This window comes from Bradyrhizobium sp. AUGA SZCCT0169 (assembly GCF_018130085.1).
In the GTDB taxonomy this organism is placed as follows: Bacteria; Pseudomonadota; Alphaproteobacteria; order Rhizobiales; family Xanthobacteraceae; genus Bradyrhizobium.
This window is the reverse complement of record NZ_JAFCMC010000012.1, coordinates 157566-173213: the sequence shown is the minus strand read 5'-3', so window position 1 is coordinate 173213 and position 15648 is coordinate 157566. Positions and strand designations below refer to the sequence as shown.

Sequence of the window (15648 nt, the reverse complement as noted above, 5' to 3'; positions counted from 1 at the left end):
AGCCGGGACCATTTCAGTAACGGTCCGTGTGGATCCCGGTTCTGCAGCGCGTCACAAGCGTGCCGCGCAGCGACCGGGACACGAAATCTAAACCCGCGTCATATCGAACTGCGCCTTCTGGCCGGTGCCGTAGCGGCGCAGGGCGCCGTCTTCGCCGACGGCGTTGGGACGCTGGAAGATCCAGTTCTGCCACGCGGTGAGGCGCGAGAAGATCTTCGATTCCATGGTCTCGGGTCCGACGAAGCGCAAATTGGCTTCCATGCCGGTGAGGCCGTCGGGCGAAAAGGAGGTGCGCTCCTCCAGGAACACCCGCACCTCGTCGTCCCAGTCGATATCGTCGAGCGCGAAGGTGACGAGGCCGAGCTCTTCGGCCGCCTCGGCATCGAGCGTGGTGCCGATAGTCGCCTCGGCGCGCTCGAGATCGGACGGATCGGCCTGGAAGCGCGACTGCAGCCGCGTCAGGCCGTGGCTCATCGGATACGGCCCGAAATTCATCGCGGTCAGTTCGATGGTCGGCGGGGCGCGGTTGTCGCCCTGCTTCTGGCCGATCAGCATGTAGGAACGGTCGGCGGCGAACACGAGTTCGGCCAGCGTGCCGACGAAGCAGGAGCCGGGCTCGACCAGCGTCACCAGCGTGCGCGAGGTAACGTCGATGCGCTTGAGCACCCGCTTCCAGTATTGCCTGATCTCGTTGACCAGCCAGTGTGCCTTGTTGGCTTCGAGGAACGCGTCGCAGGCGACGACGCCGGCGCGGTCGCCATGCGACTTGAACAGCAGCATCGCGGTCTCGAGCTCGTTGATGCGCAGATGCAGGATCGCATCATCGAGCTCGCGCGCGACCTGCAGTGGCCAGAACGACGCGCCTTGCGCGATCAGGCCGTCGATATCGGCGGGCGGGGCTTCTTCCGGCGCCTTGATCGAGATGGTGGCGATGCGCTGGGCGCGGTCGATATCGACACTGACAAAGCCGTAGCGGATGCCGGCCTCGTTGATGGTGCGCTGGAGCGGCGTCAGCGCGAGACCCTTGCCATTGCCGTTGCGCTTCGAGAGGGCGGCGAATTCCTTGGCGCGGTCGGCGACCTTGGCCTCCAGCTTGCTGTTCGGCACGATTTCGTCGACCAGGCGCCATTGCACGGCGCGCTTGCCCTTGATGCCTTCCTCGATGGTGCAGAAATAATCGGCGTGATCGCGGCGCACCTTGCGCTTGTCGACCACGCGCGTCAGGCCGCCGGTGCCCGGCAGCACGGCGAGCAGCGGCACTTCCGGCAGCGACACCGCCGCCGAGCCGTCGTCGGCGAGCATGATGTGATCGGTCGCCAGCGCCAGTTCATAGCCGCCGCCGGCCGCGGTGCCGTTGACGACGCTGATGAAGCGCTGCCCGGAATTCTCGGAAGAGTCTTCCAGACCGTTGCGGGTCTCGTTGGTGAATTTGCAGAAATTGACTTTGTGGGCGTGGGTGGCGCCCGCCAGCATGCGGATATTGGCGCCGGCGCAGAACACGCGGTTCTTGCCCGAGCGCATCACCACGACTTTTACCTCCGGGTGCTCGAAGCGCAGCCTTTGCACGGCATCGGCGAGCTCGATATCGACGCCGAGGTCGTAGGAATTGAGTTTTAACTGATAGCCTTCGAACAGGCCGGCATTCTCGTCGACGTCCATGGTCAGCGTCGCGACGGCACCATCGACATCGAGCTTCCAATGCCGGTAGCGCGACGGATCAGTCTGGAAATCGATGTATTTTGCACCGCCTGCGAGGACGCGATCTTCGCCAGCCATTGGGCCACCCTGACGCTTTTGTTAGCCTTACCTGATATGCACAATAATGCATGTTTTTGGTTCAGTCTAGTCCAAAACTTCGAAACATGCATTTTGTTTCATGTTCGGTTGACAGAGCCAAAGGCTACCCAATCGGCCTTGGCAAGCTGTGGCCGCCCCCGTTTGACCTTGACGAGTTCGGCCAGGGCCAAAACCGGAAAACCGTCGGCGAACCCGTCGCCGCCGGCGTTGCGCAGGCCGAGCGCCTTGAGGTCGGCGAGCGCTTCCCCAAGCAGCCTTGCTGCGGCGTGCGGCTTTTGCATGCGCAGGCGCAAATTCGCGGTCGCGATCTGGATGCAGGCGCGCAGCAGGATTCGCTCGCGGCCGCCTTGCGGTGCGGCCGCCCACACCGCCTCAAGGATCTCCTGCGACTCCCAGAAATAACCGTGGTCGTTGAGCCGCAGCGCGTAGCGCAGCGCCGGATGCCGCGCCGGCACGTGGCCGCCGAACCGCGACGGCACGAGCGCGGTGACCTGCGCCAGCGTTTCGTAATCGGCGTCGGCTTCAACGGCCTCGCCCGGAACATAGGCCCATCGCGGCAGCGGAAGGTTGCCCGTGGCCAGAGGCAGCGTGGTCATCGGGGCATGACCCGACGACCGACAATCCCAAACAGTGCACGGAAAAATAGTTTACGCGGCCCGTCCCTGCGAGCCGTCAACACGCAACACCGCGTTTGCGAATTCCTGGACCGCATCCAGCGTCGCCCCCGGCGCCTCCCGATGCGGCTGGTGTCCCGCCCCCGGGATCACGGTCACATCGACGGGACAATAGCACTCTTCCTGGGCGATCTCGATCTGGCGCATTGTCCCATACTCGTCATCCGCCCCTTGCAGGATCGCCACCGGCACGCGGATATAGGCGAGGTATTCGGAAATGTCCCAATTGCGGAAGGCCGGATCGAGCCAGGCGCCGTTCCAGCCATAGAAGGCGTTGTCGACATCCTTGTGCCAGCGCGCCAGCTTTGCCTTCAGGTCGGAGGTCTCATAGGCGGCCTTGATGTTGGCGATCGAGCTCACCGAGATGTCCTCGACGATGAAATGCGGCGCGATCATCACGACGCCTTCAACGCGGTGATCCTGATGCGCCCCCGTATAGATCGCCGCGATCGAGGCGCCATCGGAATGGCCGACGAGCAGCCCGCGGCGAAAGCCGATTTGATCGAGCAGCTTTGGCAACACGTCGAGCGCTTCGCTGTGCATGTAGTCGACGGCACGCGGCAGTTTCACCGGCGTCGACGCGCCATAGCCCGCGCGCGAGTAAACAAAGACACCGGCGCCGGTGGCGGCCTGAAGCTTGTCCGGAAAATCGCCCCACAGGCCGGCCGAGCCGAGGCCTTCATGCAGCATCACGATGGTCGGCGCGTCCTGAGGCGACGGACCGATCATGCGGTATTCGAGATTGGCGGCGCCGATGGTGAGGAAGCCGGTGGGAGAGAGTGTTGTCATGTCTGTTGTACCTGCGACTCGAATCTCTCGTTCGTCATGCCCGGGCTTGTCCCGGGCATCCACGTCCTTGGAAGCGGCAAAGCAAGACGTGGATGGCCGGGTCAAGCCCGGCCATGACGGCTAGTTAGGTTGTCCATCCCGCAACTTGAACCGCTGGATTTTTCCCGTCGCCGTCTTCGGCAAACTGTCGACCACATCGATCCAGCGCGGATATTTCCACGGCCCGATCTTCTGCTTGACGTGCTCCTTCAGCGCGTCATGCAGGCCGTCGGTTTTGGTATCGGCGCGCAGCACCACGAAAGCTTTGGGCTTCAGCAGGCCTTCCGGATCGGCCTCCGGCACGACGGCGGCTTCGAGCACCGCGGGATGGGTGATCAGCGCGCTCTCGACCTCGAACGGCGACACCCAGATGCCCGATACCTTGAACATGTCGTCGCTGCGGCCGCAGAACGTGTAGCGGCCGTCGGCGTCGCGGATGTATTTGTCGCCGGTGCGGGTCCAGTGGCCTTCAAAGGTCTGCCGGCTCTTGCTGCGCTGGTTCCAGTAGCCCTCGCCGGCCGAGGGCGCATCGACCAGCAATTCGCCGACCTCGCCATCGGGCACGTCGGCGCCTGCTTCATTGACGAGCCGCACGCGGTAGCCCGGCACGGGGCGACCGGACGAGCCGTATTTGATGTCCCCGGGCGCGTTGGAAAGAAAGATGTGCAACAGTTCGGTGGAGCCGACGCCGTCGAGAATGTCGACGCCAAACCGCGCCTTCCAGGCATTGCCGACCGATTCCGGCAGCGCTTCGCCCGCCGAGGTGCAGACGCGAAGCCGCTGGCCGGCGGACGTGTCCTTCAGCGTCTCGTCATTGAGCATGGCCGCGAACAATGTCGGCACGCCGAAGAAGATGCTGGGGTTGTATTTGTTCATCAGCGCGAACATCGCCGCCGGCGTCGGACGATCGGAATTCAGCACCGTTGACGCGCCGACCGACATCGGAAAGGTCAGCGCGTTGCCGAGGCCGTAGGCAAAAAACAGCTTTGCCGCCGAGAGGCCGACGTCGTCCTCGCGAATGCCGAGCACCTGCTTGGCGTAGGTTTCCGCGGTGGCGGCGAGATTGGAATGCAGGTGGCGCACGCCCTTGGGCATGCCGGTGGAGCCCGACGAATAGAGCCAGAAGGCGGGCTCGTCGGGATGCGTCGCCGCGGTCGCAAAGGTGTCGCTCTCGCGCGCGAGTTCGTCGGCAAGCTTCTTGTGGCCATGCGCATCCTTGCCGGACACGATCACATGTTCGAGGTCCGGCATCCGCCCGACCATGTCTTTCACGACCGGCAGCAGCGCTTCGGACACGAACAGCACCCGCGCGCGGCAATCCGCCAGCACATAGGCATATTGATCTGCCGTCAGCAGCGTGTTGAGCGGCACCGGCACGATGCCGGCGCGGATCGCGCCGAGGAACACTGAGGGAAAATCGACGGTGTCGAGCATGATCATCGCGACGCGCTCTTCGCGGCGGACGCCAAGCCGGCGCAGCATGTTGGCGACGCGACGGCTTTGCCGCTGCAGATCGCCATAGGTGAGTTCGGAAACCGTATCGGTGAAGGCGAGCTTGGCGCCGCGGCCCTCGTCGACATTGCGATCAAGCAGCCAGGTCACCGCATTGTAGGAACCGGACGTGCCGCTCAAGACGCTTCTCCCAGATTTTAAGAATTATAATTCATATAAAGACCACCGAGCGCGCTTGCTGTCAATCCTCATCGGCATTATGTTTCCGAAACGCGCTGATTTGAAGCCAGGGCGAGCTAAGGGCTACTTCAGGGAAATGTCCGAAACCAGCGATCCCGAAACCGGCTTTCTTGAGCAGCTCGGCCAGCGCGTGCGCACCATGCGGGCGTTGCGCGGCATGTCGCGAAAGGTACTCGCGAAGGTCTCCGGCATTTCCGAACGCTATATCGCCCAACTCGAAAGCGGCAAGGGCAACGTCTCGATCGTGCTGCTGCGCCGGGTGTCGAACGCGATGGGCGCACATCTGGAAGATCTCATTCCTTCCACCGAACCTGTGCCGGACTGGGCTGTCATTCGCGACCTCGTGCGCAAGGCGACATCCGCGCAGATCGCGCAGGCCAAGGATGTGCTCGCGGGCGGGAGTACTGCGGCGCATCGCAAGATGTCGTTCTCGGGCATCGCGCTGATCGGCCTGCGCGGCGCCGGCAAATCGACGCTCGGCAAGATGCTGGCGAAGAAAATCGGCTGGAGCTTTGTCGAACTCAACAAGGAGATCGAGGCGCAGAACGGATTGTCCGTCGCCGAGATCATCGCGCTCTACGGCCAGGAAGGCTTTCGGCGCATGGAGCAGGCCGCGCTCGGGCAATTGCTGGCGCGCAAGGAGCTGATGGTGCTGGCAACCGGCGGCGGCATCGTCTCCGAACCGCTGACGTTCGACCTGATCCTGTCGTCGTTCTACACGATCTGGCTAAAGGCCAAGCCCGAAGAACACATGGCGCGCGTGCGCGGCCAGGGCGACCTGCGCCCGATGGCGGACGATCGCTCCGCGATGGCCGAACTGCGCACCATATTGGTCAGCCGCGAACCGCTCTACGCCCGCGCGTCGGCCGTAGTGGATACCGCGGGGCTGAACGTCAACGACGCCGCGTCGCGGCTGGTCGATGCGGTGGCGCCAGTGCTGCATGATGAAGCGCGGATGTTCGCGCGGGGCTGAGCGGGCGCGGTGTCTTCGTGCACCGCTCGCGAAATAACCCCACCATTAACCACGGCCGCGGTTAACCACCGCAACGGTTCCTTGCGGAAACACACCCTTTAATAGTGTTACCAAAGCGTTAAACGCAGGGAATACAGATCATGTCAGAGCGCCGCAAACTGCCGAGAAACCGCGTCTATTACGGTGGGAGGGTCACGTTCAACGCGCGCTCTTCGACGCTCGCCTGCGTCGTGCGCAACTTCAGCCAGTTCGGGGCCAGGATCGAATTTGAAAATTCGGCGCTCGTGCCCGACGAAGTGGATTTCGAAATCGAACGCAAGGGGATCTCCTGCCTGGCGCGCCTCGTCTGGCGCGATCGTTTCGCCGCGGGCCTGGTGTTTTCAGGCACAAGCGAGACGGGAGGCGTCGTTGAGCTTAACTGGGCGCGCAAGCTGCGCTCCAGCGAACGCGCGAACCGGCAACTGCGGTCGCGCCTCGATCAGCTGCGATCCGAACACTGATGCGATCCGCTCAGCCGCCAGCCAGGATGAAATCGCATGAGTACCCTTGAAGACGACGCTTCCATCCGCATCGCCGCGAAGATGCCGAGGAGCCGGCGGCGCCCGCTCCGCGCGATACTGGCGGTGTTGACGGCGCAGTACACGATCGTCGCGATCGTCGTCAGCCTGTCGGTTGCGGGCACGCTTCGCTATCTGGTGACACCGCAGATCGTCGCCAAGTTCGAAATGATCGCCGCCGCGCTCAGGCGGATTTAGTATCCCGTCAGATATCGGCAATCCGGCAGACCTCTTCGTGAAACACGAGGTAGCGCTTCGGCGCGATCAGATGCGGCGTGTTCTCGCGCCACCATGCGGCGGCCTCGGGACTCGATTTGGCAAGAATGCCGATAGCGGGTGCCGCCTCAACCGCATAACCGGCATTTCTCACGGCATCTGCATCGACTTCGTGCATGCCGGAGGGAATTGCGTTCATGACACGGGAGCGAAAATTTGGGCGCTGGATCGTAGGATGGGTTGAGCTCTTCGCGAAACCCATCATCATCTCGATCGACAACTGATGGGTTTCGCAAGGGCTCAACCCATCCTACGCAGCTACGTTCACAACAACATCGACTTGACCGATTCCGCGCCCTCCCGCAGCAGTGGCAGGAATCGCTCGATCATCTCGGCCATCGAGACGCGGTCGACATGCGCGCCCATGTTGATGGCGCCGACGATCACGTCGTCGTAGCGGCGCACGGGGACCGAGATCGAACGGAAATGCGGCTCGGCCTCACGATCGACCAGCGAATAGCCCTGTTCGCGATCGGCGCGCACGCAAGCGAGCAATCGTTTTGGATCGGTCACCGTGTGCGGCGTCATCGGCTCGCGCCGCATCGCCGCGAGCCGCGCCGTGAGATCGCCATCGTCGAACTGGCCGAGCATGACGCGGCCGACCGAGGTGCAGAACGCCGGCAGGCGATAGCCGATGTCGAGGCCGGCGGAGAACACCCGCGTCGGACTGCCGCGCGCGATGAACACGACCTCGTCGCCGTCGAGCACCGCGAGCGAGCTTATTTCCTGCGCGGCCAGCGCGATCCGGTCGAGCACCGGTTGCAGCACCGTGACCACCTGACTCGATTGCAGATAGGAGGCGGCGAGCGTCAGCACGCGCGGCGTCAGCGTGAACAGCTTGCCGTCTGAGGTGACGAAGCCGCCGTGCTCGAGCGTGAACAGGATGCGGCGGGCGGTGGCGCGCGGCAGATCGGCGGCGCGCGCCAGATCGCTCAAGGTCGCGGGGCCGCCGATCGTGCCGAACGCCTGGAGCAGGCGGATGCCGCGGTCGAGACTCTCGACGAAATCGGTGGCGCGTTCGTCGCCTTCGGCGCGTTTCAGCTTTGGCATTGGCTCTTCCGATTGGAAGCGTTCAAAATTGTGCTTGCTGTCCTTTCCAGTCATGGCATAATTCGCCCATTCGTTCAATAGGCGAACAAACTGCCTCCGACGAAAGGGCTGAACGCCATGATGAGCCAGGAAGCGAACGACCTGATCACGCGCACCGGGGCAAAAGACCCCTGCGGGAAATTGATGCGGATGTACTGGCAGCCGGCCGCACTGGTCGACGAGCTTCAGGGCCCGCGGCCCGTCAAAGCCGTCAAGCTGCTCGGTGAAAACCTCGTGCTGTTCCGCGACGAGAACGGCAGCTACGGCCTGATCGACCGTCATTGCGCGCATCGCGGCGCCGATCTCGCGTTCGGCCGGCTCGAACATGGCGGCCTGCGCTGCGCGTTCCATGGCTGGCTGTTCGACACATCGGGCCAGTGCATCGAGACGCCGGCGGAGCCGAAGGGCTCGAACCTGTGCAAGGGCATCAAGCAGCGCTCCTATCCCGTGGTCGAGAAGAGCGGCATCCTCTGGGCTTACCTTGGCGAAGGCGAGCCGCCGGCATTTCCGGAGATCGACTGTTTCATCGCACCCGACAGCCATACGTTTGCGTTCAAGGGCCACATCAATTGCAACTGGCTGCAGGCGCTCGAAGTCGGAATCGATCCGGCGCACGCCTCTTTCCTGCATCGCTTCTTCGAGGACGAGGACACTTCCGCCAGTTACGGCAAGCAGTTCCGCGGCGCGTCCGCCGGCACTGACATGCCGATGACGAAGATCCTGCGCGAATACGACAACCCGATCATCAATGTCGAGCATACCGAATATGGCCTGCGGCTGATCGCGCTGCGCGAGATCGACGAGGAGCGCACCCATGTGCGCGTCACCAACCAGCTGTTCCCGCACGGCTTCGTGATTCCGATGAGCACGGAAATGACGATCACGCAGTGGCACGTGCCGGTCGATGACGAGAATTGCTACTGGTACGCGATCTTCACCTCCTACACGGCGCCGGTCGACAAGAAGAAAATGCGCGACCAGCGCCTCGAACTCTATGAACTGCCCGACTACAAATCGCGCAAGAACAAGTCGAACGATTACGGGTTCGATCCGCACGAGCAGGCGACCGAGACCTATACCGGCATGGGCGCCGACATCAACGTGCACGACCAGTGGGCGGTGGAGTCGATGGGCGCGATCCAGGACCGCACCAACGAACATCTCGGCACCTCGGACAAGGCGATCGTGCAATATCGCCGCCTGCTGCGCCAGGAGATCGAAAAGGTCGGCGGCGGCGAGAAGCCGTTCATGTTCCTCGACGCGTCCCGCGCGCGCAGCATCCAGGGCCCCGCCACCATGGACGGCATCGGGCCGACGCGGGGCTGGGAAATCTACTGGATGGAAGTCGACGTCAAACGCCGCCGCGGCGCGCCATGGGCGGCGCCGGTGCCGGGCGAGATATCGGACAAGATCCGGCATTTGACGGCGGCCGAGTGATGGGGTCGAGGATGCCAGCTACCGTCATTGCCTGCGACAAACGCGAAGCGTTTGCGCAAGGGAGCGTAGCGACGAAGCAATCCATCCATCCGTTATTCCGCCCGATGGATTGCTTCGCTTCGCTCGCAATGACGACGAGACAGGGAGCGGCGCATTGAGCTTTGTCGAGCGTCACGGCCTGTGGTCGGCGGAGCAGAAGGAGGCGGCTAGCCGCCTACGCCGCATCGTCGAAGAGCAAAAACTCGAAGTGATCCGGCTGTCGTTCCCGGACCAGCACGGCATTTTGCGTGGCAAGACGCTGGTCGCGAGCGAGGCGCTGGCCTCGCTCGAGAGCGGCTGCTCGATCACCACGACCATGCTCGCCAAGGACACCTCGCACCGCACGGTGTTTCCGGTGTTCACGTCCGGCGGCGGGTTTGGCATGCGCGAAATGGAAGGTGCTGCCGACGTCTTGATGGTCGCGGATCCCACCACGTTCCGCGTGCTGCCATGGGCGCCGACGACAGGCTGGCTGCTGTGTGACCTCTATTTCAACGACGGCCGCCCCGTGCCGTTCGCGACGCGAAACCTCTATCGCGGCGTGCTCGATCAACTCGGCCAGCGCGGCTACGATTTTGTCGCGGGCCTCGAAGTCGAGTTTCACATCTTCAAGCTCGAAGACGCGCGCATGGCGCCGGAGGATGCCGGGCAGCCGGGACAGCCACCTTCGGTGAGCCTCCTGTCGCACGGCTATCAATACCTGACCGAGCAGCGCTACGACCAGATGGAGCCGGTGCTGGAAATCATCCGGCGCGACGTGCTGGCGCTCGGCTTGCCGCTACGCTCGGTCGAGGTCGAGTTCGGCCCGAGCCAGTGCGAATTCACCTTTGCGCCGACCAGGGGGCTGACGCCCGCCGACAACATGGTACTGTTTCGCAGCGCCGTAAAACAGGTCGCCCGGCGCCACGGCTATCACGCCACCTTCATGTGCCGGCCCAAACTGCCGAACGTGTTCGCGTCCGGCTGGCACCTGCATCAATCGATCGTGTCGCGCGCCAGCGGCGAGAACGCGTTCATGACCAAGAACGATGGCGAAGTTCTCAGCCCCTTTGCGCGCAGCTATCTCGCGGGACTGCTGACACATGCCCGCGCCTCCGCCGTATTCACGACGCCGACCATCAACGGCTACAAGCGCTACCGCACCTATTCGCTGGCGCCGGATCGCGCGATCTGGGGCCGCGACAACCGCGGCGTCATGATCCGCGTGCTCGGCGGCCCCAATGATGCCGCAACGCGCCTCGAAAACCGCATCGGCGAGCCCGCCGCCAATCCCTATCTCTACATGGCCTCGCAGATTCTCTCGGGGCTCGACGGCGTCGACCGCAAGCTCGATCCCGGACCCTCCGCCGACACGCCCTATGAGACCAAGGCGGCGCTGCTGCCGAAAACGCTGCGTGAAGCTGTGACCGCGCTCAATGATGATCCGTTTTTTCGCGGCGCGTTCGGCCAGGAATTCGTCGACTATTACGTCCACATCAAGAACGCCGAGATCGAACGCTTCCAGGCCGAAGTGTCGGAGTGGGAACATCGCGAATATTTCGAGATGTTTTGACATTCTTCGTCGTCCCGGCCTTGAGCCGGGACCCATAACCACAAATATTTGTGGTTGCGAGAGGTCGTCGAACAGCGCGCTCGATGGATCACGCGGTATGGGTCCCGGCCTTCGCCGGGACGACAGAAATACAGCTCAAAATTCTCAAACTCATTCGATCACTTCATCGGCCCGGGCAAGCAGACCTGCTGGTACGGTCAAGCCGATCGCCCTTGCGGTCTTGAGATTGATGACAAGCTCGAACTTGACCGCCTGCTCGACAGGAATGTTCGCCGGCTTTTCGCCCCGCAGAACCTTGTGCACGAACGTCGCGGCGCGCTTGAACAGCACCGGCCCGTCCGAACCATAGGACATCAGGCCGCCGGTCTCGGCAAAGCCACGGATAATAGTTGCAGCCGGCAGGCGATGTGCAAGGGCGAGCTCGACCATGCGTTTGGTCGGCAGGCTGGCCTGAAAGACGACCGCGCCGGCCTTTTCCTTCACCGCCGTTGCAAAGGCCGCTTCCAGTTCTTCCGGGCCACGAACCGTGATGACGGGAGCGATTTCGCTTGATGTACCGGCGCCGGCGCGCTGGGCTTGTTCGAGAAAGGATTTTGCAAATACCGGATCGGCGGCATTGGCAATCAGCGCGACCCGCCGTGTCGATGGCAGCATGTCGCGGAACAGCTCGACACATTTGCCATGGGTTTCCGCGCCCATCTGCGATAGGCCGGTGATGTTTGCGCCAGGGTTGGCAAGACTCTGAACCAAACCGGTCCCAAGCGGATCGCCCGACAGAATGACGATCGGGATTTCGCGCGTCGCCTGCTTCGCTGCGAGGGCGCACGGCGTGAAGAGCGCCACGATGACATCGACTTTGAGCCGAACCAGTTCCGCCGCGAGTTCCGGCAGGCGGCTGAGTTGTCCTTCGGCAGAACGAAACTCGATAACGTAATGCTGTCCTTCGATGCGGCCGAGTTCGCGCAAACCTTCACGAAGTTCCTTTCCGAACGAAGGCACATCCGCATTACCGATGACGAGCACGCCGATCCGGCTTAGTTGCGCCTGCTGCGCTCGCACCGCGAACGGCCAAGCCGTCGCGCCGCCGACAAGCGCAATAAAATCCCGCCGCTTCATGTTGATTTCCCAACCCTGATGCCGCTTCGTAGCAGGCGGCCACACTTGACGGTACCATGACGGTCCGCGCACGGGAAAAGTTTTAGACGGTCCTGTCAATCACCGCCGATATTAAACCACGGCGTTTTGCTTGATGATCTCGCGGTAAAATGACGCACTCAGTTTCGGCGTGCGGCGCTGGGTGTTGAAATCGACGTGGTAGAGGCCGAAGCGTTTCTGGTAGCCGTCCATCCATTCGAAATTGTCGATCAGGCTCCACAGGAAGTAGCCGGCCACCGGGACGCCTTCCGCCGTCGCGCGCTGCAGATGGAACAGATAGTTGCGCAGATACATGACGCGGTCGACGTCATAGATGTTGCCGTCCGCGGCCGGCTGATCGGTCGACGACGTCCCGTTCTCGGTGATGTAGATCGACTTCACGCCCCAGATCTTCGCCGCGTGACGCGGCGCCCAGTATAGCGCCTCCGGACCGATCCTCAGCCAGGACGCATCCGTATGCGGGAACGATGCCGGAAACGGCGCCAGCATGTAGCCGCGAGAATTGTCCGCCGCCACGACGTAATGATCGGGCGTGTAGACATTCAGCCCGACGAAATCGATCGGCGATGAAATGATGCTGATATCATCGGCGGTGTGTTTCGGGGCGTCGGCGTGTGCCAGATAACTTTCCGTGAATTTTCCCTCGAGGATGGCGGTCAGGTAGCCGGCATTGAGCTCGCGCACCGCGATCTCGGCGGCGCGGATATTCGCCGGCGTCTCGATCGCGGGGATGCAGTTGACCATGTTCTCGGCGAGGCCGATTTTGGTTCCGGCCTTGGCGTGGGCCCGGATCGCCTGCACGGCAAGGCCGTGTCCGAGGGCGACATGGTGACGAACCTGGTTCTGTTCGCCTTGCGACAGTTTCAGGCCCGGCGCGTCGAGGCCAAGGCCATGGCCGAGATGAACCAGCCTCGAACATTCGTTGATCGTGAAAATGTGCTTGACGCGATCGCTTAAGCGTTCCGCGACGTAACCCGAGTAATCCGCAAAGGCTTTCGCAGTGTCGCGTGACATCCAGCCGCCGAAGCGGTCTTGCAGCGCCTGCGGCAGGTCCCAATGATACAGCGTGGCAAACGGTTCGATGCCGTTTGCCAGCAGCTCGTCGAGCAACCGGTTGTAGAAGTCGAGGCCCTTCGGATTGGGCGTGCCCGTTCCTTCCGGAAAAACGCGAGGCCACGCGATCGAGAAGCGATAGGTCTTCGTCCCCAGCGCCTTCATCAACTGGACGTCGTCCTTGTAGCGATGAAAGTGGTCATCAGCGACGTCGCCAGTGCTGTGATCGGCAATTTTTCCGGGCGTGTGCGCAAAACGATCCCAGATCGACGGCCCTCGACCGTCCTCGTTGACGGCCCCTTCGATCTGATAGGACGAGGTCGCGGTGCCCCATCGGAAATCAACCGGAAAGGCCGCAATGGATTTCTGGTCACTGGGTCTGCTTTGGGCATCGGCCGATTTGACCGATCCCGCCGACAGGCCGAGCGCCGCCCATCCTGCGATCTTGCCAAAACGGCGCCGGGAAAATCTGTTCGACCACATGCGTTCGTTCCCGGACCAGAGCCCTCTTCAGCACAAAGCTATTTGTCGCATTCGACCTTTGACGTCGCCGCAACAAAGCCGCCGGCGGCGGCCTGCGGCTTTGGCGGCGGCAGGGAAGCGACGGCGACCGGTTGTACGGCGAGTTGTTGCTTGCGAAGCGTCTTCCGGAAGACGAACGGCATGTTCGGTAGCGCGCTCCACACGGCAACGAAACGCGGCGGCCACAGCGCGGCGCCAAACAGGAGAAATGCCGCCGCTGTCCACAGCGACTGCCAGTTGTGAACACCCTCATTGAAAAAGAGGAAAAGCGCAGCCGCCGCGAGCAGGCCGGCGAACGCCATCTCGGCGGTGACGCCGTCGTCTGGCTTTCGACGGCAGAGCAGCGCCACCATCCAGACCGGCACAGCCGCCATGGCCACGCTGGCAAACGGGAAATCCCGCGAACGCGGATCGAACACGAGGCCGAGCGCGACCTCTACTGTGATCAGCGTGGTGACCATCATCACAACGCCCAGGACCAGCGCAGGCACTGATGACGGCCAGCCCTCGCGCGGGCCGAGCAATTCCCGGAACGACGGCAACGGCCGCCCGGCCATCAACGCGTTGGCGCACAGCAGCGGCAGCGTGATGGCCGCGGTCAGAAGCCATCCCTGGTTCAGCAGACCGGCGACGCCATAGTTTTCATAGAAGGCCTTTTCGGCCGCCAGCCCCAGCAGGATTCCGCCTGTCGTCGCGCAAGCCGACACGGCCAGCCACGGCGCCAATCCTGTCGCCGTCCGCCGACGCCAAAGCGTCAACAATGCAACGGCAAAGACACAAATGCCGAAAGCAAGGCCAGCTCCCAGTTGCAGCTTCCAGAACGGATAATTGCTGACGGCCGCTCCGTGCGCGTGCTTGATCTGACGGCTATCGCCGTCGAGAAGGCCCCAATGGGCACCGACCGTGCCTTCCCACTGGCGCTTCCAAGACTCGTCGTAGGCCTCAAACACGTTGACGCGGATTTTTTCCCGCGCCGCCCGGTCGAGCAGCTCGGAAATGAAGCGGGCCTGATTGATGCGTGACGGCAGCGAGACCTCCCGCATGCGTCCCTTGCTCGGCCAGCCCGCCTCCCCGATCAGGATTTCCTTGCCGGGAAACGCCCGCGCGACCTTGTGGTAGATATCGATAACATGCCCCGCCGCGTTTTCGGCCCGGATCGGCTCATCTTCCCAGAACGGCAACATGTGGACCGTGACGAAATCGACGTCGGCCGCCATCTCGCGGTAGCGCAGCCAGTAATCCCAGGAATCGGCGTAAGTTATCGGCGTCGTGATACGCGACCTGACCGAGCGGAGGATTTCGCGAAGGTCTGCCACCGTCATTTCGCCCCGGAGCAGCACCTCGCTGCCGACGATGACGGAGGTCACGGTCCCCTGATAATCCTTGGCCAGCGATACCGCAGTGTCGATCAGCGTTGTGTTCTTCACGCGGTCGCGTCCGAGCCAGATGCCGAGAATGACTTTCAGCCCGACCTTCGACGCCAGCTGAGGCACCCTGTCGAGCCCGTTCTCGACCGAGTAGGTGCGGATGCAGTTCGATATCCCGGCCAACTGACCGAGATCTTCCGCGATCTGCTCCGGACTGATGATGATGTCGGAATTCCACGGCGTCTGCCCGCTCCGGAACGGCGCGTAGGACACGCAGTCGAGCTTCTTCGCAGGATCGATCAGCGCATGATCCAGCAGCACCGGCGCCGCCAGCCAGTACCAGACCGCAACAATCATGCTCATCGAAACAAGGAAAAGCGCCAGCGGCACGCTCTTGCGGGAAGCGCCGGTCGGCCGGGTCGGCAAACCAGATCGCAACGCGGTGGGAGCATCGAGGGACATCGCGCAATGCCTTGGGCTAGATCAGGAGCAAGCGGTGCTCAACGTCGTATTGCGGCGCGGTGGTCGCGGCGCCGACAATCGTGAAAACCGGCCGGTCAACAGGAAGGCAATTGAATATATTGCTAAACATACTTTGGCCTGATGGAGGTCACGATTCGGCTTGCGGGTTTGATTG

Annotated in this window: 15 protein-coding genes; 6 read left to right on the top strand and 9 right to left on the bottom strand. The window is 62.8% G+C overall.

Annotated features, from left to right (window positions below; all coding sequences use genetic code 11):
- Window positions 1–87: 87 nt before the first annotated feature.
- The 4 genes from boxC to JQ609_RS16595 form a co-directional block, all read right to left on the bottom strand.
- Complete coding sequence (gene boxC / locus JQ609_RS16610) at window positions 88–1776, bottom strand: 2,3-epoxybenzoyl-CoA dihydrolase (RefSeq protein WP_212274204.1); 1689 nt, start codon at window positions 1774–1776, stop codon at window positions 88–90.
- A gap of 98 nt (window positions 1777–1874) precedes the next feature.
- Window positions 1875–2393, bottom strand: coding sequence for a DUF309 domain-containing protein (locus tag JQ609_RS16605; RefSeq protein ID WP_212274203.1), 519 nt, complete (start codon window positions 2391–2393; stop codon window positions 1875–1877).
- A gap of 51 nt (window positions 2394–2444) precedes the next feature.
- Window positions 2445–3260, bottom strand: a complete 816-nt coding sequence (locus JQ609_RS16600) for an alpha/beta fold hydrolase (protein ID WP_212274202.1) — start codon at window positions 3258–3260, stop codon at window positions 2445–2447.
- Between the two features lie 120 nt (window positions 3261–3380).
- On the bottom strand, window positions 3381–4931 hold the full coding sequence (locus JQ609_RS16595) for a benzoate-CoA ligase family protein (RefSeq protein WP_249128063.1): 1551 nt from the start codon (window positions 4929–4931) through the stop codon (window positions 3381–3383).
- Between the two features lie 136 nt (window positions 4932–5067).
- Here JQ609_RS16595 and JQ609_RS16590 point away from each other — a divergent pair, with 136 nt between their 5' ends.
- The 3 genes from JQ609_RS16590 to JQ609_RS16580 all read left to right on the top strand — a co-directional run bounded on the left by JQ609_RS16590 (window position 5068) and on the right by JQ609_RS16580 (window position 6719).
- Complete coding sequence (locus tag JQ609_RS16590) at window positions 5068–5964, top strand: helix-turn-helix transcriptional regulator (protein ID WP_212033461.1); 897 nt, start codon at window positions 5068–5070, stop codon at window positions 5962–5964.
- A 140-nt stretch (window positions 5965–6104) separates the two neighbouring features.
- Window positions 6105–6464, top strand: a complete 360-nt coding sequence (locus tag JQ609_RS16585) for a PilZ domain-containing protein (RefSeq protein ID WP_212274201.1) — start codon at window positions 6105–6107, stop codon at window positions 6462–6464.
- A 36-nt stretch (window positions 6465–6500) separates the two neighbouring features.
- Window positions 6501–6719, top strand: a complete 219-nt coding sequence (locus JQ609_RS16580) for a hypothetical protein (protein ID WP_212274200.1) — start codon at window positions 6501–6503, stop codon at window positions 6717–6719.
- A 7-nt stretch (window positions 6720–6726) separates the two neighbouring features.
- On the opposite strand, the gene JQ609_RS16575 is transcribed toward JQ609_RS16580, so the two are convergent.
- Both JQ609_RS16575 and JQ609_RS16570 read right to left on the bottom strand, forming a co-directional pair.
- On the bottom strand, window positions 6727–6936 hold the full coding sequence (locus JQ609_RS16575) for a hypothetical protein (protein WP_212274199.1): 210 nt from the start codon (window positions 6934–6936) through the stop codon (window positions 6727–6729).
- Between the two features lie 125 nt (window positions 6937–7061).
- A complete protein-coding gene (locus JQ609_RS16570; RefSeq protein WP_212274198.1) occupies window positions 7062–7847 on the bottom strand; it encodes an IclR family transcriptional regulator C-terminal domain-containing protein in 786 nt (261 codons plus the stop codon).
- Between the two features lie 117 nt (window positions 7848–7964).
- On the opposite strand from JQ609_RS16570, the gene JQ609_RS16565 reads away from it, so the two are divergent.
- Both JQ609_RS16565 and JQ609_RS16560 read left to right on the top strand, forming a co-directional pair.
- Window positions 7965–9323 (top strand): aromatic ring-hydroxylating dioxygenase subunit alpha, encoded by a 1359-nt coding sequence (locus JQ609_RS16565; RefSeq protein ID WP_212274197.1) that lies wholly within the window; start codon window positions 7965–7967, stop codon window positions 9321–9323.
- A 154-nt stretch (window positions 9324–9477) separates the two neighbouring features.
- Window positions 9478–10914, top strand: coding sequence for a glutamine synthetase family protein (locus JQ609_RS16560; protein WP_212208848.1), 1437 nt, complete (start codon window positions 9478–9480; stop codon window positions 10912–10914).
- Window positions 10915–11064: 150 nt separating this feature from the next.
- Here JQ609_RS16560 and JQ609_RS16555 read toward each other — a convergent pair whose 3' ends face one another.
- From JQ609_RS16555 to JQ609_RS16545, 3 genes are all read right to left on the bottom strand, one after another.
- A complete protein-coding gene (locus tag JQ609_RS16555; protein ID WP_212208849.1) occupies window positions 11065–12030 on the bottom strand; it encodes an ABC transporter substrate-binding protein in 966 nt (321 codons plus the stop codon).
- A 111-nt stretch (window positions 12031–12141) separates the two neighbouring features.
- Window positions 12142–13605: a GH1 family beta-glucosidase gene (locus JQ609_RS16550; RefSeq protein ID WP_212274196.1), complete on the bottom strand. Its 1464-nt coding sequence runs from the start codon at window positions 13603–13605 to the stop codon at window positions 12142–12144.
- Between the two features lie 38 nt (window positions 13606–13643).
- Window positions 13644–15374 (bottom strand): glycosyl hydrolase family 17 protein, encoded by a 1731-nt coding sequence (locus JQ609_RS16545; RefSeq protein ID WP_249128062.1) that lies wholly within the window; start codon window positions 15372–15374, stop codon window positions 13644–13646.
- Between JQ609_RS16545 and JQ609_RS16540 the strand changes: the two genes are divergently transcribed.
- The gene (locus JQ609_RS16540; protein ID WP_212274219.1) at window positions 15367–15615 is read left to right on the top strand and encodes a hypothetical protein; all 249 of its coding nucleotides are present in this window, start codon (window positions 15367–15369) and stop codon (window positions 15613–15615) included. The genes JQ609_RS16545 and JQ609_RS16540 overlap by 8 nt on opposite strands.
- Window positions 15616–15648 lie beyond the last annotated feature (33 nt).